Below are 22,543 nucleotides of genomic sequence, written 5' to 3'. Positions count from 1 at the left end.
ACACAGTGCATCTGCTGCATGTCCTGGGCTATCTCTACGGGTGTCACGGGCAGGCAAAGCGGGGCGCGGCATATCTGCTTATCGCGGCGCAGCTGTCGCCGGGAAATGCCGGCGTTCTGCGCACGCTGGCGCATCTGCTCATACTCGATGGCGAAGCGGACAAGGCGCTTACCACCATTGCCAGGCTGGAGACGCTGGAGGGAATGGACCATCCGACGCTGGCGTTGCTGAAGAGCCGGGCGTTGCTTGTGGCCGGCCGCAAGGCCGAGGCGCACAATGCCTTGCGGAGCTTCCTGTCGCATCGAGCCGCCGAATGACGGTATCGGAGCGCCTTCTGCACTTTCTTGCCAAGCTGTCACGCCGCAGCGATCTGGTCATTGCCATCCTGATGCTCGTTGCAGTGGTGATGATGCTCATTCCATTGCCGACCTTCCTCGTCGACATTCTCATCACCGCCAATATCGCCGTCAGCGTGCTTATCCTGCTGGCTTCGTTTTACGTTTCTCATCCGCTCCAGTTCTCGTCGCTGCCATCGGTCATCCTCATCGCCACCTTGTTCCGGCTGGCGATCACGATCACGACCACGCGACTGATCCTGCTCCAGGCCGACGCAGGCGAGATCGTTTCCGCCTTCGGTAGCTTCGTCGTCGGCGGCAGTATTGCCGTGGGCCTGGTGATCTTTCTGATCATCACCGTTGCGCAGTTCATCGTGGTTGCGCGGGGTGCGGAACGCGTTGCCGAAGTTGCCGCGCGCTTCACGCTCGATGCCCTGCCCGGCAAGCAGATGAGCATCGATGCGGAGTTGCGCAACGGAGACATCGATCAGGCGGAGGCACGCCGGCTGCGCCAGCAGCTTGAGCGTGAGAGCCAGCTGTTCGGCGCGATGGATGGTGCCATGAAATTCGTCAAGGGCGACGTCATCGCCGGCATTGTCATCATTCTGGTCAACCTGATCGGAGGTTTCGCGATCGGAACGCTGCAGCACGATATGTCGCTGGGCGACGCCGCCGTGACCTACTCACTGCTCACGGTGGGTGACGGGCTGATCGCGCAGATACCGGCACTGCTTGTCGCTGTGGCCGCCGGCACGATGGTGACGCGCGTCGGCAGCTCGGACGGCACGAGCGACCTTGGCAAGCAAATTACCAGCCAGCTGCTGCGCGACCCCCGTGCGCTCGCACTCGCCGCGGTGATCATGATCGGCCTTGCCGTAGTGCCGGGCTTTCCGCCCCTTGTGTTCCTGATCCTTGGTGCCTGCTTCGGCGCGGGCGCCTATGCCATCAACCGCCGCACCGCGCGGGAAGCCGAATTTAGGGATATCGACCAGACCGCGGTGGCCGAACAAGCTGGAAAACCGGCGTCGCTTTCATCAACGTCCGTGGCTGCACTGCCTTCTTCATCCCGCATCGTCGTGCGCTTCGGAACCGAACTCGGACGCTCGGTCCCGGAACCCGAATTCGCCACGCTCGCTGATGGCGTGCGCCGCGAGCTTTTCGGCGATCTCGGTGTCGACGTTCCGGCCATCGGCCTGCAGGTCGACGAGAAGCTTTCAGCGAGAAGCATGCGCATCGATCTGGAGGGCGCACCTATCCTGGATGCCGAAATCCCCGCCGACCGCGTTCTTGTCGAAGCGGACCCAACGCATCTCGATCTGCTCGATGTGACTTACGAAAAGGGTTCTCCGATTGCCGGTCACCGCAAATTCATGTGGGTCGACGATCGCCACCTTTCGGCGTTGAAGGAAGCCGGCTTCGTCTTCTCCACGCCAGCGCAAACAGCGGCCAAATGGACCGGAAATGCACTTCGGCTCTATGCCGGCCATTTCGTCGGGATCCAGGAAACGCGCAGGCTGCTGTCGGACATGGAGCCGGACTATGCGGATCTGGTCAGACAGGCGCAGGAGATCGTGCCGCTGCAGAAAATCGCCGAGGTGCTTCGGCGACTTGTCGGCGAAAACGTGCCGATCCGCAACCTGCGCCTGATCCTCGAAGCGCTGATCGAATGGGGTCAACGCGAACAAGACGTCGTTCTGCTTACGGAATATATCCGCACGTCCTTGAAACGCCAGATCAGCTTCCGCTTCGCTGGCCGCAATAACATCATCGCAGCCTATGTTCTGCAGCGCTCGGCCGAGGATATCCTGCGAAACGCGGTGCAAAGCACATCGACCGGCACGTTCCTGAACCTTTCGGATGACGATGCACAGGCATTGATCGCCGAAATCGAACGAGCCTTGTCGCAGAACGCCACCGATGTCTCACCGGTCGTCCTCGCGGCGATGGATGTACGCCGTCATATGCGGAGCCTGCTCACGCACAATGCCATCGAACTTCCGGTCCTGTCCTTCGGGGAACTCGCACAGGAATTCAACGTCCAGCCATTGGCCACGATATCCGGCCGCTCGGGCATGGCACGCAACGTCTCTCGGTCGCTGCCATCGGCTGAGGCGAAAGCCGGACAAGAGGCAGCCTCATGATGCCAGCCGGGCGGATTGGGACAATTGGGGGAACTACATGCTCAACAGGGGAACGGCATGACAATTCACGATACCGCAGCAGGCGTTCGATCCGCCACTTTCGCCGGGCGGATGCGCTGGCTCGCTATCGCGACGGTTGGCGTCTTGCTGGCGTTCTTGTTCACATATGCCGACGCGACGGCACAGGATGTGTCGCCATTGCCGAGCCGGCCAACGGTCGACCTGCCGGTCGGGCAAGGACGCCTGCTGCGTTTCAATGAACCCGTCGAATCCGTCCTGATCGCCGACACCACGATCGCCGACCTTCAGGTCGTGTCGCCGGGGATGGTCTATGTCTTCGGCCTGAAGCCCGGCCTGACCAACCTCATTGCAATCACGGCCGATGAGCGGGTCGAGGCAACGGCCCAGTTCCGCGTCACCCCCGATCTCGCGCCTGCGAACGAAGCGAAAGCCGCGATGCAGCCGAACTCGGCGACAAATCTCTCGATTTTCGGGACCCGCATTGTCGCGACCGGCGAGGCAGGAGGCGTCGAGGAGGCAACGGATGTCGACAATATCGCCCGCACGTTCTCGCCGCCGGAACAGCCGCCGCTGAACAACATGACCGTGCAGGGGTCGCAGCAGGTCAACATCCGGGTCCGTTTCGCCGAAGTCTCGCGCACTGAGCTGCAGTCGTACGGCGTCGACTGGTCTGTCGGGTACAGGAGCGGCGGTTTTGAATTCAACATGTTCCAGGACAATGGCGTGCCCTCCGGCACCGGCAATCTTGGTTTGAGCATGGACCAGGCGCAGGGCATCAACTTCGACATCCTCATCGAAGCGCTGCAACGCAACGGCGTCGTCAAGATACTGGCCGAACCGAACCTGACAGCGATGACCGGTCAGACCGCGAGCTTTCTTGCCGGCGGCGAAATCCCGGTTCCGATTCCGCAAGGAACGGACGTCGTTACCGTTCAATACAAGTCGTTCGGCGTTTCCCTCGGGTTCACCCCTACGCTGATCGGCCGCGATCGCATTGCGCTCCATGTTCAGCCGGAAGTCAGTTCCTTGTCGGAAGCAGGCTCAGTCAGCGCCAATGGCTTTGCCATGCCGAGTTTCGTCGTGCGCAGGGCTGACACCACGGTCGAAGTGGCGAGCGGCCAGACCTTTGCGATCGCCGGTCTTTTCCAGCAGCGGACCTCGCGTAATCTGGAAAAGTTTCCGGTTCTCGGCGATGTGCCGGTGCTTGGCCCGCTTTTTCAGTCACAGCGCTTCCAGCGCGAAGAGACGGAATTGGTGATCCTGATCACGCCCTATCTGGTCGAGCCGGTGCGCGACAGCCTCGCCACACCGCTCGACCGTCCGGCAGCCAAGCGCCACAGGAAACGCGCCAATGACGCATCGGCGATGGGCCTGATCATCAAGTAGCGGGGAACCGGACATGCCATTTCGCATCGCTTTTTGCTCAGTTGTTCCAGTGCTGCTTGTGGTCGGCTGCGCCAACATCCGGCAACAGCCGCAGGACTATTCTCCCGGCTACAGCTATGTGTCGACCGACACCGGCGGTTCCGAGAAGGGCGTCGGCGGCTCCGTGCTTGCTCCCAACGCATGTCTGAACGAACCGGCCGATGACGACCGTTCTGCGGCTGCGACCGATCTGACGATCGTCCGCGGCGTCGGCTCCCACCTGCCGCCCGGCTGCGCCAACGCCTACAATCTTCAACGCATGGCCGAAAGGCAGCGCGACCTCGTCGAGGGCCGGCGCATGGGGGCGGCGGCGGCGGCGCCGACGGCAAACGCCGCCCGGCGCTACCTCAATGGCGAAGAGGCGCCGATCGGTGGAGCCAACAGCGGGCCGCCGACGCCGCAAACAACGCTGCCAGTCGAGTGAGCCGATGCGGCCTTGCCCGCGGTGGACTAAAGCGCCTCGCGTCGCGACATGCACCAGCTATCCGCTTGGTTGCGCGTCACAGAGGGTTTGGTTCTTTGACTGAGCCTGAAGGAGGCTGTGATGGTTGCCGTCGACCGATCTCCTCCTGCCAATCTCGAGGGTTTGCGATTAGCCATAAGCCACCACGTCTTCGTCATCCCAGGGCGAAGCAAGGAGCGAAGCGACGCGGCGCAACCCTGGGATGACGAAGGGAGGGATGTTTCAGCCAATCCTAGAGGTTTGCGATTTGCCACTGAAATTGACTGAGAGGAATTGTCGACGGTCGCTGCCGATCGGCCCAACCTGTCAAAATCGCTGTGCAGAGGCACTAGAGCGGTTCATCTTTTCACAGAAACGCAAAAACAAGGAGATGGAGCGGTTCGGCGCAACTCCCCAGGGAAAGCGCTATGCGCTTTTCCCGGGAAAATCGTTTCACACATTTCCTGGAATTGCTCTAGCCGAGGATAGAGCCGAGCGCTTTCGCCCTTGCCTGTGTGCTGCCCTTCGACCGGATGGTTCTGGCACGCGCAAGCAAGGTATTCACCTCCTTGGTCGCCAGGCCGATCGGCGGCGAGGCCCTGACCTGGTCGGCTTGGCCAAGAAGTCCGTAGACCACGACGACGTTGCGCTTGTGGTGCAACTGCGCATTGGGTGCGGCGGAGATCTTCTGGACCAGCGGCAGTGCTGTGGCGGAATTGCCTTCGAGCGCCGCGGCCAACGCCATGTTGCTCTCGACGTCGAGATCCCCCGGCGCAAGTTTCAACGCCTGAGCAAAAGTGGTCTGCGCCTCCGCCGTCTGGCCGGCGAATGTCTGCGCCACGCCCAGCCTGATATAGGCGCTGCTGGTGTTGACCAGCGGCGCGGCCTGCGCGAGCGCGCGCATGCCGGCATCGATATCGCCCGTTTCCATCATCGCCGAGCCAAGCCCGAGCATTGCCCCTCCGTCATTGGGCGCTTTTGCCAGCGCGGCCTGATAGGCTTTAGCCGCCTCGGCGGGATAGCCCGCTCGCATATAGGCCTCGCCCGCCTTGACGAAGGCGCTCGGCTTGGCATCCGGCATCGCTGCCGCGCGCTGGTAGAGCGCGATTGCGGTGCCACTGTCTCCCTGCGCATGGATATCGTCCGCAAGCTTGATCAGACGCTCCGATTGCGACGACGGGCCCTGTGCCTTTGCCTGCTCGGTGTCGGTTTTGGTCGTCTGACAACCGGTCACCGCCAGCATGGCGACGACGGGCAAGAACACGATGTGCAGCCGCATATCCACCTCTCCGTATTCAAGCCCGCCGCACCTTACACACGGCCCTGGCCGACTGGAACCACAACAGTGCGATAAGATTGCAACATGGCCGAAGAAGCTGAGGAAAAGAAACTACCGGCGTCCGACAAGAAGCTTCGCGACGCTCGTCGCAAAGGCCAGGTTTCGCAGAGCCGCGACCTGGCCTCCGGCTTCACGCTTTTCGCAGCGCTTGGCTATCTTTATTTCGCCTGGCCGATGCTGTTCGGGCACCTTTCGGAACTCGTGCAGACCGTGACCACCCCCGGCGATTCGTTCGTTGAAGTCAGCCTGCAGGCTATCCGCCATTCGTTGTCATTGCTGATGCTTGCCACCTTGCCGCTGGTCGGAATCGTTGTCGTTCTCGCCGTGGTCTTCGGCATGCTGGGAACGTTCGGGCCGGTCTTCTCGTTTGAGCCGCTCAAGCCGCAATTCGAACACATAAACCCGGCGAAGGGTCTTCAGAAGATCCTGTCGCTGCGCAACGTCGTCGAGTTCACCAAAGGCCTGGCCAAGGTGGTGTTGCTGGCCGGCCTGTTCGCTTTCCTTTTGATCGCGTGGCTGCAGCCGCTCTTCGATGCACCGGGATGCGCTCCGTCATGCCTGGAGCCAATTATCAAAGCGGTGCTGACACCGCTTGGAATTGCCGCCGCCCTGGCCTTTGTCGTCATCGGCGTGATCGATGTTCCTATTCAGCGCTGGCTGTTCCTGCGCGACATGCGCATGACGACAACCGAATACAAGCGCGAAAACAAGGACCTCGAAGGCGATCCGTTGATTCGACATGAACAGCAGCGACAGCGGCGTGAGGCCGTGATGCAACCGGCGAAGCTGGGCGTGAAAAACGCGGTCATCGTTTTCGTGTCCGGTGACCGCTCAGTGGCATTGCGTTACGTCAGGGGTGAAACGCCGGTGCCGACGGTCGTCGGCAAGGGCCAGGGCCGAGCGGCTGACGAGATGACGGCTCAAGCACGCCAGGCAGGTATTCCGGTGATCGAGGATGCGGCCGTCGCCGGCCCACTCTTCGAAAATACGAACACCGGAGCTTACATCGGCCAGGAGATGTTCCCACCGGTCGTACGCCATCTTGTCCGGCTCGGGCTCACTTGAGCCATGCGCGAACCGACCTTGCCGCAATGCCTGAGCAGCGCGGCAAGGTCAGCAGCGACAGCCGACTACTTGGCTGAACCCAACAGGACGTCGAGATCGACCGCGTCTGCCATTGCCTTGTATCCCGCGTCGTTGGGATGGAGGTTATCGCCGCAGTCGTAGTCGTCGCGCAGATACCCCGGCTTGGCCGGGTCTTCCATCACCTTATCGAAGTCGACCACGCCATCGAAGCCGCCGCCGGTGCGGATCCATTCGTTCACCGCGACGCGAATCTTTTCTTTCTCGGGCGTGTAGTAACCCTCGGTGGGAAGTCCTTTGAAGGTTTCGGCGAAGGGGGTCAACGTCGCGCCGACAATGCGTATGCCATGGGCGTGCGCGCGATCGATGAGTTGTTTGTATCCGGTGATGATGTCTTGCGCCGTCGGTTCCTTGTCGTCCGGCGTGATTGCATTTTCGCCGGGCCAGCCGATATCGTTGATGCCCATCATAAGGACGACGGTCGAGACTTTGGGATGGCTCAGTATATCAGAATCGAAACGTCCCAAGGCATTGACACCCATACCGTCGGTCAACACGCGATTGCCCGAAAAGGCTTCGTTGACCACCGCGACCTCGCGGTTGGCCTCCTGCAATCGCTTGGCGATATGGTCTGGCCAGCGATTGTTGGCGTCGGGGGTCGAGCAATTCCCATCGGTGATGGAATCCCCGAAAAACACGACCGCCTGGGATTCCGGCGCGGCATCAACCCAAATGTCGCTCAGAAACAGGCGTGATTTGAGTGTGCTGTCAGCCTTGAATGCCGCGTCGTTTGCGAAATTGCCCGGGCCGGAGATGTAGGCGGTTTGCACGCCATCCCAATGCACCGACGACAACGCCGTCTTCTTCGGCAGGAAAATGCTGACCGAGATTTCGGAAAGCGCTTCTGCCGAGAGAGCGATGGGGTCGCTGAGAATCGGAGCTCCCGGCGGAACGACCACAGAACTATTGCCGCCCCAGGTCAGAGGCTTCAAGGTCGCCTGATCGACCTTGCCGCCCTTGCCTGCTATTGCGACGCTGCCGGCGCCGATGGTCAGCGGCTTTTCGCCGAAAGCATTCGACAGCACGACCCGCACGCTATTGCCGCCAACGCTGATGCGGGCGACCTGGCGGACGGTCTGGTTCTCCAATACCTCCGGCACTCCGAAAGGCGCAGGAAGATCATCCGACCAGCGCGGAGCAGGTGCGGCAGCCCAAGTGGTGATCCAGGCTGCCTCTTCGGCGCCTTGTGCCGAAAAACCTGCAATCGCGGAACCGGCCGCCGCAGCTGCACATATCAGGATGATCTGACGTCGACGCCGTTTCCTCCCTGCGGCGGTAGAAAGCTCCGATGAAACCTTATCCGTGAAAACCAAAGGCCTGTTGAGCCGCATTTTTATCTCCTCCTCGAGACATGCTGGTAATGCCGCCGCCGGGCTCATTATGACGGGCTGCCTAGGGAATGAAATTCGACTTCCGTGGCAATTTTGGACCAGCGTCAGGAGCAAGGATTTGCGAGCGTGGAAACTAGTTCCTCTGGACAGTAATTTTGACAGTTGGGCCGATCGGCAGCGACCGTCGACAATTCTCTCAGCCAATTTCAGTGGCAAATCGCAAACCTCTAGGATTGGCTGAAACATCCCTCCCTTCGTCATCCCAGGGCAAAGCAAGGAGCGAAGCGACGCGGCGCAGACCCTGGGATGACGAAGACGTGGTGGCTTGTGGCTAATTGCAAACCCTTGAAATTGGCAGGAGGAGATCGGTCGGCGGCAACCATCGCAGCGCCCTCGCCGGATTCACTGGCGGACATCGATCCTGGGGCCCAATGTCTGGGTCATGACCCGCCGCACGACCTTGCCATCCGCCACATCGAGGCAGACGGTATCGACCAGGTATCGATACGCAACAATGTCGCGAGGCTCCAGCGCCTCAAAAGCGCGGTGCAGGAACGGCATGGAATAATGATGGTGTGGATAGAAGTTATAACCGACCGCAACAGCCGAGCTCGCCAGGTTCACGGCGCGATTGTGCTGGCCAAGAATAAACGGCGCCGGGCGGGCCGCATCGTAGTCAGGCGGCGTGATCGGCTGTTCGACTGGATAGGCGCACTCGTTCGTAAGCTTCATGATCTCGTAGTTGGACGAGGCAATTTCCGACGACTTCGGCCCCACGTTCCTGATCCCGATCTGGCCCCAGGCTGAGGTCGGAACGTGGCCGGATTCACGACGATATTCCTGATAGCCGAAGTGACGGGCATAGAGCAGATAGGAGGCGTCGCGGAAAAAGCTCGGTGCGACCCGCACCCAGTCACCTTCTTTCGTCAGCGCCTCGAAATGTGCTTGCCGGATTTGCCTTGAATCGTACCAGCCGAGCCGCGCGTTATAAAAGACCGCGTCGCCGAAAATGGTGACAACAATCCCGGTTACGATGGCAGTCGTGGAAAACGAACTTTCCTTCATTCTCGTCAGAGCCGCGACGATCAGACTGTTCAAGATGATCCAGTGCAGAAAAAGGGCGCCGCTCAGAAGGAAGATCCCGATATGCATGATATCGAAGAATGCGGTCAGTCCGATGAGCCACCGCCGGCGCAAAAAAGCGAGAAAGCATAGAAGCTGCGCAGCAAGGATAACGACATTCATCGGAATCTGGACCGCCCTGACTGCTTCATAGGCATGCGCGAGCAGCGATTCGGAAAAGCCCAACGGGGCCGCGCCTAAGCCGTACCCGGCCAGCATGATGGAACTGGTCGGGTTCTCGAGGATCCAGCTCAACGGCCCTCCGTCAAGCGTGACCTTGGCCATCCCGGACATGAAGTAGTTGCCAAAATGGGCGCCGATCCCGGCCAGCAGCAGTATTCCGGCAGCCTGGGCCGCGAAATTCCTGGTTCCGAGTTCGTCAAGGCTGGGCAGGTTCCTGGTGAAGGGCTTCAGCCGGCTCAAGCTCTGCAGCAGACCAAGGCCCAACAGGCCACAGGCCAGGAAGAGACCGACCTCAATCAACGGCGCATAGTCGTTGCGGCCCAGTTCCGCAGCATCGGAAACTGCCCGTGTGACATCCTTGTGAAAGGCGAAATAGACCATCGGGAAAATGGCAAAGGATGGCCGCAGGATCGAAAGAAGCGCCGCCGCAAGCGCGATCAGGCGACCATATGTGAGTGCATTGCCCAACGCGTCGGCGCGAGCCGCGTCGGCAATGCCGAGTTCGTCTCCAAGCCCGAAGCTGAAGAGGCCCAGCGTTATCGCCAGGCCGACCACGATGATGCGCGCAGCCCGCGCCTCGGCGGGATAGCGCACGAATGCAAAAAGGCAGCAAAGCAGAGCCAACCCGATGGCGCTGACCGTGGCGAGGGCAGGATCGTGCCACGCCACGCGGGACGCCGCCTTCTCGTACAACAGGATCGGAACGACCCCGCACAGGAACGGGAAAAAAAGAAGGGCTGCAAGGACATAACGCTCAACGGGTGAACGCTCGATGCCGACTGACGGCCAACGCCGGGCGCTGCCCGCTCCGATGCTCATCCCATGCTTCTCCCGTCTTCCGGAATTTTCGCCTCACCTGTTCGGTTTTCGGTGCTCACCTTCCGGGGGACGGGATGAGCCCTCACGCCGCACGTTGCCGCCGGATATTGCTGCACTGCAACAGGATGCGTACTACAACCTAAACGCACAGGCAACGACGAAAGTTCAAGATGCCCCTGGCTCAATGCGCGCGCGCAATTTGTGCCAATTACCGATAAATGCCCGCGTTAAATTGCCGACCTGTCGCAATTTGGTACAACAACAGCAACAGCGATCGCCGCCCGCGTCACCGTGCCCGGTGTCGAGCCAGGGTATTGCAGGCTCAAAAAAATGTTGCCAATCTACCCAAAGTAGTGGCAAATATTATGTTGCAGTGCCTAAGAGTGCGATGCAACATTGAATTTGTCTCGCTGACCTGCAGAAAACCGATCGCATCGGCGTCAGGTGCAGGGTCAGTGGCTGAAGAGGCCATGGACAATGGTACTCGACACCCGGGCCAAACAGGTCGCCGACGAGCACCATGGTGTCATCGCGATCGGCGCTGGTTTCGATTCAGCCTTTTTCCTGCACCAGTTCGTCGGGCGGAGGAAAGCTCGTGTTCTCGCCCTCGAATGGGGACGCCACAACACGGATGATCGGCAGCTCGAACGCGGCGCAAACAGCAATATCCGGGACGAGGACGCCGGCAATTGCACGATCGGCCTGGTCGGCGGCACCAACAGCTGGTTCGGGCAGACGCCGCGGTTGCTTGCTTACGAGTTCAGGCTGAAAGGCCTCTACGGCATCGGTCTCGACCGGCCGACCAGCTATGACGATCTCGAGCCTTTCTGCTGCGGCCCAGGCGGTCATGCCCGTGAGCAGCTTTGCCAGGGGGAGAAAATACCATGACGGTGTTCTATGACAGCAGCCGTCCGGACGCTTTCATCGGCGGTGCCGGTTCGGACGCAGTCAACTACGGCGCTTCGTCCCGTGGAGTCATCGCCGATTTGGCTTCCGGCCATGCTTACAAGGTGCTGTCGATACTGCCGCTGGGCGATTCCATTACCTATGGAGTGATCGCGAGCTCTTCCGATACCGAAAGCGGCGGGTATCGGAAGTTCATGCTGGAACAGTTGGCGGCACTCAATGTGAAGATCGACTTCGTCGGTTCCTCGTCCAACGGACCCGCCAGCATGGGCGATCGGGATCACGAGGGTCACCGCAACTGGACGCTCAATCAACTGAACGGCATCGACAACGATGTTGTGGCCGCTACGAAACCCGACGCCGTCCTGCTGATTGCCGGAACAAATGACAGCTCGACCGACAGCGTACCAACGATGCTGCAGGATTTGCGCAGCCTTTTGCTCAGCCTGACCTCCAGCGATCCCGCCTTGACCGTCTTCGTCGGATCCTTGCCTCCCGTTCGCGTCGGCCAACAGTCGCAAGCGCGTGCAGACCGTGTCGATGCGTATAATGATGCAATGCCCGGTCTGATCTCTGAACTGGCCGCCCAGGGGCACAAGATCGCCTTTGTCGACATGCGTGATCTGACACCGGATGACATCACCGCGCCGCCGCTTGACAGCGGGCTGCATCCGACTGCCGGGGGCTATGCAAAAATCGCCTCACATTGGATGGCCGCCCTGGAACAACATCTCGGCCTGGACGGGACCGGTATCGGAAGCGACCGCGACACCTTCACCAGCATCGAAAATCTTACAGGCTCTTCCTTTGCCGACCAACTCGGCGGAAACGAGGGAGCCAATGTGCTGGATGGGCTGGCTGGCGATGATTTGCTGGAGGGCCGCGGCGGCTCCGACCAACTCATCGGCGGGGTCGGCGCCGACACGCTTGTCGGCGGCACGGGTAATGACGTCTACTATGTCGACAATGCCGGTGACAAAACCATCGAGGCGACCAATGGCGGCGTCGACGAGACGCATGCTTATACAAACTGGACCCTGGCCGACAACGTCGAAAACCTCTTCCTGAGGTCGTCTGCCAATCTGGCGGGAAAAGGCAACGAACTCGCCAACACCATGGTGGGCAACGGCGCAGCGAACACGCTCGAAGGCCTCGGCGGCGCAGATCGGCTGGACGGCCGCGGCGGGTCGGACCGGCTCGTCGGTGGTCTTGGCACCGATATCCTCACCGGCGGAACGGGAAACGACAGCTTCGTCTTCGCCGCCGGCCATGGCCACGACACCATCGCCGACTTCGACCTTTCCGGCGATGATCTCCTGGAGATTTCAGGATACCAAAGATATAGCGAACTCCGGCAGGTCGGGAGCGACACGCTGGTCGTCTTCTCCGACAGTGACACTGTTCTCCTCAAAGGCGTGACCAGCGCCTCCTTGAGCAGTGCGGATTTCGTCTGGATCGATCCACTCGACGAGCCGCCGCCGGGGTCAATCGTAGGCAACGACGGCAACAATACGCTTACCGGCGGTCCCGGTGCGGACGTCATTTATGGAATGGGCGGCAGCGATATCTTGAACGGAAAAGCGGGCGCCGACACGCTTGTCGGCGGCGCGGGTGATGACGTCTTCCATGTCGACAATGCCGGTGACAAAACCATCGAAGAGAACAATGGCGGCTTCGACGAGACGCATGCTTATATAAACTGGACCCTGGCCGACAACGTCGAAAACCTCTTCCTGAGGTCGGCTGCCAATCTGGCGGCAAAAGGCAACGAACTCGCCAACACCATGGTCGGCAACGGCGCAGCCAACACGCTCGAAGGCCTCGGCGGCGCAGATCGGCTGGACGGCCGCGGCGGGTCGGACCGGCTCGTCGGTGGTCTTGGCACCGATATCCTCACCGGCGGAACGGGAAACGACAGCTTCGTCTTCGCCGCCGGCCATGGCCACGACACCATCGCCGACTTCGACCTTTCCGGCGATGATCTCCTGGAGATTTCAGGATACCAAAGATATAGCGAACTCCGGCAGGTCGGGAGCGACACGCTGATCGTCTTCTCCGACAGTGACACGCTTTCGCTAAACGGTGTCCTCGTCGCAAGCATCTCGAACAGCGATTTTCTCTTCGTGTAGAGCGGCATCTGCCGACGCGATGTCAAAGACAGTCGCTGACATGCGGTCTCTTCGCGCAAATTGCCCTTCGTCGTTGGCTAAAGCGCGTCGCGTTTGGCCGGGCCTCATGCGACGCGCTTTAGGTTGTTGTTTTTATGCATGTCGTTATCGCAAAACCGCTGCACACCCTCGGTTCAAGCCCGAGGGCATGCTTTTGCGCGACATGCATTAGACCTCTTTTGCTTTATTCGCCCGTTTCGGTCTCGATCAAGACAAGGCGGTCGGTACCGGACTCCGCACCCCATACCTCGCCGGAGCGCCCGTTGAGCTGGCGCACGTTGGCGTTGTCGCGGTCGGACGGGAAGCTCGCGAAGGTCTGCGTTTCCGGGTCGAAGCGGACGATGGCGTTCGCGCTGAAATCGGTGAGCCAGACCTTGTCGCGTTCATCGACATAGACGGCATAGGCCTGGGGCTCATCTCCGGGCAGCTTCCAGCTGCGCCAATCATTTGCGGCCGGATCGAAGACGCTAACCTGGCCGGCGTTCCATTCGCTGACCCAGATGCGGCCTTTGGAATCCGACCAGACGCGGCGGGCGCCCTGATCCGCGGTCGGCGGGTCGATCGGGGAAGCCTCGCCGGTCGAAACATCGATCCTGGCGATATGGTTGCCGGCGAGCGAGGCGTAGTAGACCTCACCGGACGGCGTGGTTGTGATCCCGTAGGCGCCGCGACCGCGCGGAGCGTTCCAGACCTCGACCTTGCCGCTCGCCGGATCGAGCCTGCCGTAGATGCCCTCCTGCCCGGTGAACCAGAGCCTCCCGTGTTTGTCGAAGGAAGCGGTGTTGAGGTTCGCGTAGCCGTGCCCCTCGGGGAGCGGAAAGGCCTTCACCGCTTCCGTTTCGGCATCAACGCGCACGATGGCGCTGAGGCCGCCGTCGGTCACCCAAGCGGCGCCGTCGGGACCGACGATCACGCCGTGCGGCGCCGAACCGTCGCCAAGGGTGATGTGCTTGACGGCGCCTGTATCAGGATCGAGTCGCCCAAGCGCGCCCTGTGCCTGGGCGGTGTACCATACGGAGCCATCCGGCGCCGGAGCGACATCGTGCGGGCCGGCGCCCTCCGGAACGGGATAGTAGCGGACCTCCTCCGAGGCGGCACGCGCGGCCACCGAGCAGAGCAGCGCGGCGAACAGCGCCGACGCAATCCTACGAAACATGGCGAACTCCTCACATCGCGCGTTTCAATTTGCACAGCGAGCGATCCAAATATCCTTTTCGCGCCACTGCGGAGATGGCGGGCTCGCCGTGCCGCTTGCTGATCAAAGTCAGGAGCTAGTGCAGCCCCTGCCCTCGCCTAGGCCTGCAAGCCCAGAATCGTCGATAGGCGGTAGCATCGTGGGAAACCTGCGTTACGACGACGCAACCGCGGCCCGCAATTGGACTTGGCGTGCCGAAGGCGTCAGCTTTGCCGCAAAAGTTCCCGCGCCAACTCTTGCCATTCCTCATCAAGCGTCAACGTCGACGGCGCGGCGTCGCAGCGACGATACCAATACTCCGCATTGGATTGATCGCCTTCCTTGCGATGCAGGTAGGCATGCACGCGCATACAAGCCGTATCGTCGCGCAGTTGCGCACGCTCGTGCGCCTTATCCCAATCGCCCTTTGCATCCCACCACAGCGCCTGCAGGGCAGGACTCAAGCCGGCGGGCGGCTGTGATTTCGCAATCGAACCTCTGAAGGCTTGCAGATCCATTTTTTCCACCGACGTGATGTACATGGGCGGAGCCGATAATAATCCCGGATTCCCCAACAGCAAAGTCGCATCGCGCACAGCAAAAGAATGGCGGTGCTCTCTGCGTGGCCAATCTCGGGCGGCACAAAAAAGCGCCGGCGATTGCCGGTCGCTTGCGGCAGCTGGCTGGGCGGCTCCTGACGCCGAGCCACAATTCTTTGCCGACGCGTTCCAGCAGCAAGCTGACCGCTTGGGCAAACAGTCGACCCTCAGCTGCCTCATTTCGCAAGCTGCCGAGCCGCATCTGGGCCAGGAGGTTGCGCCGGCCGGTCTGGCGACGCACCAATTCCACCGGGAGCCGACGGCCCGTGGGGACGCACGGGGCTGCGCGAGTGCGTTGCCATCTCGCCGGCAGTGTCCAGTGCGGCGACCTACGACGCCGACGTAAAGGACTTTACCGAACGATCCGAGGTTCCCGGAGGATGGCGTGGAGATGCCGAGCACACGGGCAAGGCATCATTGAACGATCAAACGCGAGTAGCCAAGAGCAACAGACTCTAATGCGGTGCGATTGAGAATCGTCAGCGAGCCGCGGTCGTATTGGGTCAGATACCGCCGTTCCCATTCTCTCAGGCAACGATTCACTTTCGCTCGAGACGCCGGGATCATTGCCGCGAGGTCGGTCTGCGAAATGTGGATTCTCTGAGCTCCATTCACGGTAGCCGTGCTGTGCGGGGTCTCAATCAATCGCAAGACCGTGCTCGCCAATCGAATGGATAGGGCATTCGACGCACTGTGGATCACTCGCTCTTGCGCGTCGTGCGTTGCTTGGCACAAGTACGGGATCACTTTCAGTGCGAGATCCGGGTGCTTGTCGAAGACACTAGCCATGAAAGCTGCTTCGATTTGGAGCAAGTCGCTGTCCACGACTGACGCAGCGTTCATGTTACTGTGTCGCGCGATGAACAATCTAGTCAAATCGAAAGTGTCACCAGGACCAAGATCGGAAAAGATGAATTCTCGGCCGTCTGAGAGGGGGACACTAAGACGAACTTTTCCGCGAATTATATAGTAAATATAACGCGGTATATCCCCAAGGTGAGTTAAGACTTTATTCTTAGGAACCCTCCGTAGGATGGCTGCTTTCGCCATTTCACTAAGAGTATCTTGTCCAAATTGCCGAAATAAGCGTATGTTGTTCAGCTGTTTGACTCGAACCTCAGCGCCATTCTCTGCCATGGCTCCCTCTCCCTGATAGGGTAAGCGCCCCAGCCCCCTAAAGCATTGCCTGGACCACCTGTTTTGAACGAGTCCGACCTCCAGTCCGTTCTCACGCGAACGCGTCAAGGCAGAAAATATTAACACATTAGAATACGATAAAATAGCGACTCGTCTGTGCCCGGGGTAACAGCGACATGTCTCTGAGACATTTAAATCAAATCTAACCGACTGGAAGCCGTTGGGATAACCCCCTCCTTCCTTATGGGATGGCGTGTGCCATGACCCATAGAGGAGAAGGGATGCAACAGGATTCGGGGGGTCGTCTTATGCGGCATGCACCAACCGAGGCGTCGCGTGCGCTCTGGAAGCGGAGCGTAGAGCCGCTACGGCTCCCCGTGGGAGCAGTTTGCGTGTTTCTCGCAACTGCTGATTTCCTCCTTGGACAGACAATACTTCTTGCGTCAATTGAGCTCTATCATAGGGCCTTCGAGGTGAGGCCGCCGGATGTCTGGGATTCGATCTGCCTAAGTGTTACCGCCGGCCTGTTGCTGGTCGCATTCATGACCGCCAGGGGCGCCTACACGGTTAGTGGCATCCTGGACGATCACTGCAGGATCAAGACACTCTTTAGCGGCTGGCTGTTTGTTTTCTTTTCAATTCTCTGGCTCGCCTTTCTCACGAAGACGACGTCGACGTTCTCGCGCGGCTCCTTGACGCTGGCGTTTGCGGTCGGATTCGCAATCCTGCTGCCTGGCCACGCGGTTCTAGCGCGTGGGCTGAAACGGCTTCTGGTGGCTGAGAAACTCGTGTTGCGCACAGTTTATCTGTTTCACTCTGGCGTTCCGGGAAAGGAACAGGGGATCATCAACAAGCTTGGGCAACAGGGCATCGCGGTTTGTGGTGTTTCGAACATCGAGAACGATGATGGCACGATCGCAGCACGATCGGTGCATTCCGCCGTCGCAGCTGCACAAGCTGCGTTCCGTAACGGCTCGTATGGGGCAGTTTATCTCTTTTGCTCTTGGGACCAGCGGAAGTTGATCGAACGCATCCTGGAGGAAATGTCCCGCCTCCCGCTGCCGATTTATCTTTTCGCCGACGCCTACATAGATAGAATTCTGGCTGGTAGCCCGCTGCACACCGGCTGGCAGCGAGCCTTCGAAGTCCAGCGTGTGCCGTTGAGGCCTGCCGAACGCCTGCTCAAGCGGTTGTTCGACATTGCTGTTGCATCCCTGCTACTGCTGTTCCTGTGTCCGTTGATGGCGTTGGTCGCATGTGCCATAGCGCTCGAGAACGGTCGCCCTGTGGTGTTCCGGCAGATGCGACGAGGTTTTGGCGGTAAGCCGTTCAATATTTACAAATTCCGATCGATGACGGTGCAAGAGAACGGTAAACAAATTCGCCAGGCTCAGCGCAATGATGCGCGGGTTACCCGACTTGGCCGAATATTGCGCCGGTCAAACATCGACGAGCTGCCGCAATTATTAAACGTGCTTCGGGGGGAGATGTCCCTGGTTGGGCCCCGACCGCACGCCGTCGCTCATGACGACACCTATACTTTGGCCATTGCGAGGTATGCTTATCGCCATCATGTAAAACCCGGTCTAACAGGGTGGGCTCAGATAAATGGCTTTCGAGGGGAAACGAAGGAACTCTGGAGGATGGAAAAACGCATTGAGCATGACCTCTGGTATATAAAATCCTGGAGCATGCTTCTCGACATTAAGATAATTTGGAGAACTGCTCTACTGATGTTTTCGGATCGTAATGTCTATTGAAGTAATAGCATCTTCTCAGGGAAGATAAATTGATATATGTATTCCATCTTCCGACCGATTGACCGGATAATTTTGATTCTGATGCCTCGGGCGATCCCGCCGCCAGCGAGTACATCGAGCCTCACAATCGGGTTCGCGCCGGTTCAGTCGCCGGACAGTTGCGCATCTCGCAGGCTAAATTTAGCACAAATGCGAAAATCAACGCGACGCGGGGAGATGGTCGGAGCAACACATGACGGAACCTCAGGGGCAGTCAGTCGGATCTTGCCCTTCAACGGTTCAGGACGGACCACGGGCTCATTGCGGCGAACGGAAAGCAGGCTTGCTTGGCGGCGCAGCCGCCCTTCAACACGAGAAATTGTGCAGTCCTATGAGCTTCCGCTCGATGGCATCCGGCTCTTGATTTCCTCTAGAATGTTGGTTGCGCGTGCGATGCGGCTGTACCTGGCCAGAAAGTCTGCCTTCGCCTGCTGACCAATCTGATCCCGAAGAGCCTTGCTTTCGCGCAGGCGCTGAAGAGCTTTGACCCAGTCGGACGGGTTGTCTGGCGACACCAGAACGCTGTTGACGCTATCCCTCAAAACTTCTCGTATAACTGACAGGTCGGAGGACACTATGGGTTTGCCATGCGCCATATATTCGAAGAGCTTGAGCGGCGACATTCCCTCAGCGATATTTCGACCGCCGCCCTGGCCCTCTACATCTCTAAGATAGGGCGCGAGTACAACGTCCATTTCGGCCAAGTAGGCACATGTCGCGGCGTGAGGAACGTAGCCGTGAAACACTATGTTCGGGCATTTGGCCAGCTTCGATGTCCAATACTCTATATCGCCTGGTGTTCCCCCGACGATGTGAAACGTCGCCCAACCGCATCGAGGCGCAATAGCGCTTATTATCTCCATGCCTTTTCCCCTATACAGGTGTCCGACATAACCAACCTTGAACCTGCCGCTGAGGCTGCATGGCTCGACATTCGGCGGAACAGGATCCGCGCCATTGGGCGCGATGAGAAATTTTCCCGCATGTTGAGGAAAGAGGCGGATGCTGTCGTCCCGCAGACGTTGCGACGTGACGACCAGCATACGGAATTTCTCTAGGTCTATCAGTTTGGCAAGGCGCTGACGCTGACGTCTGCTCAAACTGCCAATCGGGTCGTGAAGCTCAAAAACGGTCGTGAACCCGAAAAGTCCGGCAGAAACAAGCGCTACAGTAGCCGAGCGTGTAAAGACGACATGCGGCCGCAGCCAGACCGCAGCAAGCAGCGCCAGCACAGCAAAAAAAAGCTCCCGGCCGGGCACAGACCAAAAGGGTACAGGGAGAACGCGGAATGGGAACTCGGTAGCGAATCCGTATTCGCGCCCGATCTTTTCATAATGATCCCGTGAATTCATGGAGGCGCGTGGAAGCGCTAGCAGGACCTCCGCTCCGGCAACCCGAAATGCATGGCACATCTTTGCGACCTGTACCGCATTGGCGGCCGGCGCCGGGACGTGCGCAGAATGTATATAGAGAAGCCGCATCCACAAAGCCTATCTTTCACGCGTCGCGGCAGGTCTGGTTCTTCGCCTCTGAGCCGCAAGTTCGGAGACCACGGGCTGGGCGGGCGCACACAAGTCGAACGACAAAAGCGCCCTCGCCCCAGTGGCTACATGGGTTGCGATAGTACCACTCTCCGGTTGCCCTACCAAAATCGAGCGTCGCCCTTCTTCGCGAACTGACGGCAGGCCCAGCGGCAGCACACGCCGCCTCTTCACGGACAGGTTCTGACCACAGCCGTCATCAAAGCCCCAGCCAGCCAGCAATAATGTTGCGCTGTATCTCAGAAGTTCCGGAATAGAGCTTGCTGCCGATGGCATCACGCACGGCACGTTCGACCTCGAATTCGCTTAAGAAACCATAGCCGCCGAAGACCTGGACGACATCGAGCGTGGTGCGAACTAGCGATTCGCTCACAAAGAGCTTCGAAACAGCGGCGTCGAGGGAAACGGACTGGGAGCGCTCAAGCCCCCAGGCCGCCTTGTAGACGAGCAGTCGGGCCGCCTCCACCTGCATCTTCATGTCGGCGATCTTATGGGCGACCGCCTGGTGCTTGGAGATGGCCTGGCCGGACTGACGTCGGGTGCGCGTATAGGCCACTGCCTTTTCCAGAAGCCGCTCCATGGTGCCTATATGACTGGCGAACAGGCACGCCCGCTCCCAGTCCATACTATGAGCGAACAGCCTGGAGCCGCCGCCCACTCCACCGAGAACAGCGTCCTTCGAAACAAATACGTCCTCGAAGACGAGCTCCCCGATCGGAGACGTCCGCAGTCCCATTTTTTCGAACTTTTGCGCGACCCGATAGCCCGGCAGCGCGCGGTCCACGAGGAAGCTCGTGATGCCGCCGAAATACCCCTTGGCGCGGTCAGTGACAGCAAAGACGACGGCAACATCTGCCACCGGCCCGTTGCTCACGAAGGTCTTCGTGCCGTTGATTAGAAAGCCGTCGCCATGAGGCTCCGCCCGGGTTTGCATCGCAAATGCATCGGAGCCCGACTCCGGTTCGCTCATCGCATTGGCTGCGATCAAAGTGCCATCACAGAGCCCCGGAAGATATCGATTCTTCTGCTCTTCAGTGCCGAACTTCCAAATCGGCACCACGCAGGCCAGAAGGTGGGCGCAGATCGAGAAGACCAAGCCGGAATCCTCGCAGCCGTAGCCAAGCGCATCGATTGCAATGGCCGTGGACAGGGAATCGAAACCGGGTCCCCCGTAGGCCTGGGGGACTGGCAGGCCGGTCAGGCCCATCTGCGCGCAAGCCCCCCACAACTCGCGCTGGAATACTTGGTCTCGGTCGCGCTGCCTGACATCTTTATTGAGCTTATCTTGCGCGAAGCGAAGGATCTGGCCACGCAGGATATGCTGCTCCTCGTTCAGCGCGAAATCCACTACTCCATCCTCATCAGATGCTGGTAGTCGATTTTATCTGTCGAGGTCTTGGGAAGTAACTGCTGATGCGAGAACCAGTCCGGGGCCATGTAGGCCGGCAAGTTGTGGGCGCAGAACCGCTTCAGCTCGATGAGCGACAGCGCATGGCCGTCGCGCGAGGCATAGAACACCTTTATGGAGACGCCCGACTCCTCCGAGCGAGCGATCGCCGCCACCTCGGAGATCGCTGGATGGCGATAGAGCGCCGTCTCGATCTCGCCGAGTTCGATCCGATATCCCCGTCTCTTCACCATCCGGTCGCGTCGACCGCGGAAGGTGTAGACTCCGCCATCGCCTTCGATCACTACATCGCCGGTGCGGTACCAGCGACCGCTTGAATCGACATGAAAAGCGGCGCTTGTTCGCTCAGGCATGTTCCAATAGCCCAGCATCACGGGAGCACCGCTGATTGCGAGCTCGCCTTCCTGGCCTCGCGGCACATTGCGACCATTCGCATCGATCACCCGCGCCTCAACATGCGAGCAGGCGCGCCCGATCGGAAACGGCGCCGAGCGGTCTTCGGCGATCGTCTGCGGGATTTCGTAGTAGGTGCAGACGTTGGTTTCGGTTGGGCCGTAGAGATTCAGGTAGCGTGCGCGTGGGACCACAGCCTTTAGCCTGCGCAGATGCTTGACCGGAAAAACCTCGCCGGCAAATAGAATGAACCGAAGAGCGTGGTCGTCGCGAGCATCAAGGCTGCCGTGCTCGACCAGAAGCGTGAGTACGGAGGGCGTGGAATACCAGACGGTCAACCGCCGCTCCGCGATAATCGACGCCATCCGGGCCGGATTCTTGCCGAGCTCCTCACCGATGAGGAATACGGTCGCGCCGTGCTTCAGCGGTACGAAGATGTCGAGAATAGACAGGTCGAAGTGGAAAGGCGCATGGGAGGAGAAGCGGTCGTTCTCGTCAGGGGCGAGGACTTCGGAACACCATTCCACGTAGCTCGAGCCATTACGATGCGTCAGCATCACGCCCTTCGGCTGGCCGGTCGAGCCCGAAGTGTAAAGCACGTAAGCGAGGTTGTCCGGCCCCGGCCGCGCCGATTCGTCCTCCACCGCCAAGCCGCCGGCCTCTACGCCAGCCAGGTACGCCGCGAGCGGCGAAGGACCGACGGACCAATCGAGCGGCAAGAGACTAGGTTCCGCAGCCAAGCGCGCCAACTCACAGCGCAAAGCTTCGGCCCGGGACGCCTCCACGAAAATCGCGCGCACGCCGCAGTCGTTAAATATGAACGCGTTACGCGCAGGCGGTGCCAGAGAGTCGACGGGCACATAGGCCGCGCCCACCTTCAGGATGCCGAACAGAACAGCGAGCGAGGCGATCGATTTTGGAAGGCAAATGCCGACGCGGTCCGCCGGCCGGACGCCGATCCGACGCAGATGGTCGCGGACTTGGTCCGACAGAGCGTCGAGCTCGCCGTAGGTGATCTGGCGCCCAGAGCTCGCCTCGACACCGGCGCACGTCTGGGGATACCGCTTCGCGCTCTGTTCCAGATACTCGTGTAAGGCAGCGACCGTCATGGCGAGCT

General features: G+C 60.0%; 18 protein-coding genes. 9 read left to right on the top strand and 9 right to left on the bottom strand.

Annotation, left to right across the window (positions count from 1 at the left end; translation table 11 throughout):
- The first annotated feature begins 5 nt into the window (after window positions 1–5).
- From AC0L2V_RS08140 to AC0L2V_RS08125, 4 genes are read left to right on the top strand one after another with little or no spacing between them, the layout of a single operon-like run.
- On the top strand, window positions 6–317 hold the full coding sequence (locus AC0L2V_RS08140) for a tetratricopeptide repeat protein (RefSeq protein WP_473509690.1): 312 nt from the start codon (window positions 6–8) through the stop codon (window positions 315–317).
- Window positions 314–2,476 (top strand): type III secretion system export apparatus subunit SctV, encoded by a 2,163-nt coding sequence (sctV, locus tag AC0L2V_RS08135; protein ID WP_473509688.1) that lies wholly within the window; start codon window positions 314–316, stop codon window positions 2,474–2,476. The genes AC0L2V_RS08140 and sctV overlap by 4 nt, the downstream gene beginning before the upstream one ends.
- 57 nt (window positions 2,477–2,533) lie before the next feature.
- Window positions 2,534–3,883 carry a type II and III secretion system protein family protein gene (locus AC0L2V_RS08130; RefSeq protein ID WP_473509686.1) on the top strand — a complete coding sequence of 450 codons (1,350 nt, stop codon included), beginning with the start codon at window positions 2,534–2,536 and terminating at the stop codon, window positions 3,881–3,883.
- A gap of 13 nt (window positions 3,884–3,896) precedes the next feature.
- Window positions 3,897–4,346, top strand: coding sequence for a hypothetical protein (locus tag AC0L2V_RS08125; protein WP_473509684.1), 450 nt, complete (start codon window positions 3,897–3,899; stop codon window positions 4,344–4,346).
- A gap of 493 nt (window positions 4,347–4,839) precedes the next feature.
- Here the strand turns inward: AC0L2V_RS08125 and AC0L2V_RS08120 are convergent, their stop codons facing one another.
- On the bottom strand, window positions 4,840–5,643 hold the full coding sequence (locus AC0L2V_RS08120) for a tetratricopeptide repeat protein (protein WP_473519854.1): 804 nt from the start codon (window positions 5,641–5,643) through the stop codon (window positions 4,840–4,842).
- Window positions 5,644–5,727: 84 nt separating this feature from the next.
- Here AC0L2V_RS08120 and AC0L2V_RS08115 point away from each other — a divergent pair, with 84 nt between their 5' ends.
- Window positions 5,728–6,768, top strand: a complete 1,041-nt coding sequence (locus AC0L2V_RS08115) for an EscU/YscU/HrcU family type III secretion system export apparatus switch protein (protein WP_473509680.1) — start codon at window positions 5,728–5,730, stop codon at window positions 6,766–6,768.
- A 65-nt stretch (window positions 6,769–6,833) separates the two neighbouring features.
- Here AC0L2V_RS08115 and AC0L2V_RS08110 read toward each other — a convergent pair whose 3' ends face one another.
- Entirely contained in the window at window positions 6,834–8,177 is a 1,344-nt protein-coding gene (locus tag AC0L2V_RS08110; protein ID WP_473519853.1) for an SGNH/GDSL hydrolase family protein, read from the bottom strand.
- Window positions 8,178–8,579: 402 nt separating this feature from the next.
- Window positions 8,580–9,863 carry a hypothetical protein gene (locus AC0L2V_RS08105; RefSeq protein WP_473519852.1) on the bottom strand — a complete coding sequence of 428 codons (1,284 nt, stop codon included), beginning with the start codon at window positions 9,861–9,863 and terminating at the stop codon, window positions 8,580–8,582.
- Here AC0L2V_RS08105 and AC0L2V_RS08100 point away from each other — a divergent pair.
- The 3 genes from AC0L2V_RS08100 (at window position 9,843) to AC0L2V_RS08090 (ending at window position 13,336) form a co-directional block, all read left to right on the top strand.
- Window positions 9,843–10,247 carry a hypothetical protein gene (locus AC0L2V_RS08100; RefSeq protein ID WP_473509675.1) on the top strand — a complete coding sequence of 135 codons (405 nt, stop codon included), beginning with the start codon at window positions 9,843–9,845 and terminating at the stop codon, window positions 10,245–10,247. The genes AC0L2V_RS08105 and AC0L2V_RS08100 overlap by 21 nt on opposite strands.
- A 531-nt stretch (window positions 10,248–10,778) precedes the next feature.
- Window positions 10,779–11,189 (top strand): hypothetical protein, encoded by a 411-nt coding sequence (locus AC0L2V_RS08095; RefSeq protein WP_473509673.1) that lies wholly within the window; start codon window positions 10,779–10,781, stop codon window positions 11,187–11,189.
- Window positions 11,186–13,336 (top strand): GDSL-type esterase/lipase family protein, encoded by a 2,151-nt coding sequence (locus AC0L2V_RS08090; RefSeq protein WP_473519851.1) that lies wholly within the window; start codon window positions 11,186–11,188, stop codon window positions 13,334–13,336. Before AC0L2V_RS08095 ends, AC0L2V_RS08090 begins: the two co-directional genes overlap by 4 nt.
- A 223-nt stretch (window positions 13,337–13,559) precedes the next feature.
- Here AC0L2V_RS08090 and AC0L2V_RS08085 read toward each other — a convergent pair whose 3' ends face one another.
- The 3 genes from AC0L2V_RS08085 to AC0L2V_RS08075 form a co-directional block, all read right to left on the bottom strand.
- A complete protein-coding gene (locus AC0L2V_RS08085) occupies window positions 13,560–14,531 on the bottom strand; it encodes a Vgb family protein (protein ID WP_473519850.1) in 972 nt (323 codons plus the stop codon).
- A 242-nt stretch (window positions 14,532–14,773) separates the two neighbouring features.
- The gene (locus AC0L2V_RS08080; protein ID WP_473519894.1) at window positions 14,774–15,067 is read right to left on the bottom strand and encodes a hypothetical protein; all 294 of its coding nucleotides are present in this window, start codon (window positions 15,065–15,067) and stop codon (window positions 14,774–14,776) included.
- A 495-nt stretch (window positions 15,068–15,562) separates the two neighbouring features.
- On the bottom strand, window positions 15,563–16,285 hold the full coding sequence (locus tag AC0L2V_RS08075; protein ID WP_473519849.1) for a Crp/Fnr family transcriptional regulator: 723 nt from the start codon (window positions 16,283–16,285) through the stop codon (window positions 15,563–15,565).
- A 392-nt stretch (window positions 16,286–16,677) separates the two neighbouring features.
- On the opposite strand from AC0L2V_RS08075, the gene AC0L2V_RS08070 reads away from it, so the two are divergent.
- The gene (locus tag AC0L2V_RS08070; RefSeq protein ID WP_473519848.1) at window positions 16,678–18,045 is read left to right on the top strand and encodes an exopolysaccharide biosynthesis polyprenyl glycosylphosphotransferase; all 1,368 of its coding nucleotides are present in this window, start codon (window positions 16,678–16,680) and stop codon (window positions 18,043–18,045) included.
- Between the two features lie 368 nt (window positions 18,046–18,413).
- On the opposite strand, the gene AC0L2V_RS08065 is transcribed toward AC0L2V_RS08070, so the two are convergent.
- From AC0L2V_RS08065 to AC0L2V_RS08055, 3 genes are all read right to left on the bottom strand, one after another.
- Window positions 18,414–19,565: a glycosyltransferase gene (locus tag AC0L2V_RS08065; protein WP_473519847.1), complete on the bottom strand. Its 1,152-nt coding sequence runs from the start codon at window positions 19,563–19,565 to the stop codon at window positions 18,414–18,416.
- A 259-nt stretch (window positions 19,566–19,824) separates the two neighbouring features.
- Window positions 19,825–20,973: an acyl-CoA dehydrogenase family protein gene (locus AC0L2V_RS08060; protein WP_473519846.1), complete on the bottom strand. Its 1,149-nt coding sequence runs from the start codon at window positions 20,971–20,973 to the stop codon at window positions 19,825–19,827.
- On the bottom strand, window positions 20,973–22,535 hold the full coding sequence (locus AC0L2V_RS08055; RefSeq protein ID WP_473519845.1) for an amino acid adenylation domain-containing protein: 1,563 nt from the start codon (window positions 22,533–22,535) through the stop codon (window positions 20,973–20,975). Before AC0L2V_RS08055 ends, AC0L2V_RS08060 begins: the two co-directional genes overlap by 1 nt.
- Window positions 22,536–22,543: the final 8 nt, after the last annotated feature.

Source organism: Mesorhizobium sp. WSM4814, assembly GCF_055811595.1.
This window is presented reverse-complemented; position numbering and strand designations above follow the sequence as displayed.

Bases quoted from the DNA above. Each gene is read 5' to 3' on its own strand.
- AC0L2V_RS08075 (WP_473519849.1), bottom strand. From the start codon at position 16,285: ATGGCAGAGAATGGCGCTGAGGTTCGAGTCAAACAGCTGAACAACATA.
- AC0L2V_RS08080 (WP_473519894.1), bottom strand. From the start codon at position 15,067: ATGGATCTGCAAGCCTTCAGAGGTTCGATTGCGAAATCACAGCCGCCC.
- sctV (WP_473509688.1), top strand. From the start codon at position 314: ATGACGGTATCGGAGCGCCTTCTGCACTTTCTTGCCAAGCTGTCACGC.
- AC0L2V_RS08115 (WP_473509680.1), top strand. From the start codon at position 5,728: ATGGCCGAAGAAGCTGAGGAAAAGAAACTACCGGCGTCCGACAAGAAG.
- AC0L2V_RS08105 (WP_473519852.1), bottom strand. From the start codon at position 9,863: ATGGTCTATTTCGCCTTTCACAAGGATGTCACACGGGCAGTTTCCGAT.
- AC0L2V_RS08125 (WP_473509684.1), top strand. From the start codon at position 3,897: ATGCCATTTCGCATCGCTTTTTGCTCAGTTGTTCCAGTGCTGCTTGTG.
- AC0L2V_RS08095 (WP_473509673.1), top strand. From the start codon at position 10,779: ATGGTACTCGACACCCGGGCCAAACAGGTCGCCGACGAGCACCATGGT.
- AC0L2V_RS08090 (WP_473519851.1), top strand. From the start codon at position 11,186: ATGACGGTGTTCTATGACAGCAGCCGTCCGGACGCTTTCATCGGCGGT.
- AC0L2V_RS08055 (WP_473519845.1), bottom strand. From the start codon at position 22,535: ATGACGGTCGCTGCCTTACACGAGTATCTGGAACAGAGCGCGAAGCGG.
- AC0L2V_RS08110 (WP_473519853.1), bottom strand. From the start codon at position 8,177: ATGCGGCTCAACAGGCCTTTGGTTTTCACGGATAAGGTTTCATCGGAG.
- AC0L2V_RS08130 (WP_473509686.1), top strand. From the start codon at position 2,534: ATGACAATTCACGATACCGCAGCAGGCGTTCGATCCGCCACTTTCGCC.
- AC0L2V_RS08065 (WP_473519847.1), bottom strand. From the start codon at position 19,565: ATGCGGCTTCTCTATATACATTCTGCGCACGTCCCGGCGCCGGCCGCC.
- AC0L2V_RS08085 (WP_473519850.1), bottom strand. From the start codon at position 14,531: ATGTTTCGTAGGATTGCGTCGGCGCTGTTCGCCGCGCTGCTCTGCTCG.
- AC0L2V_RS08120 (WP_473519854.1), bottom strand. From the start codon at position 5,643: ATGCGGCTGCACATCGTGTTCTTGCCCGTCGTCGCCATGCTGGCGGTG.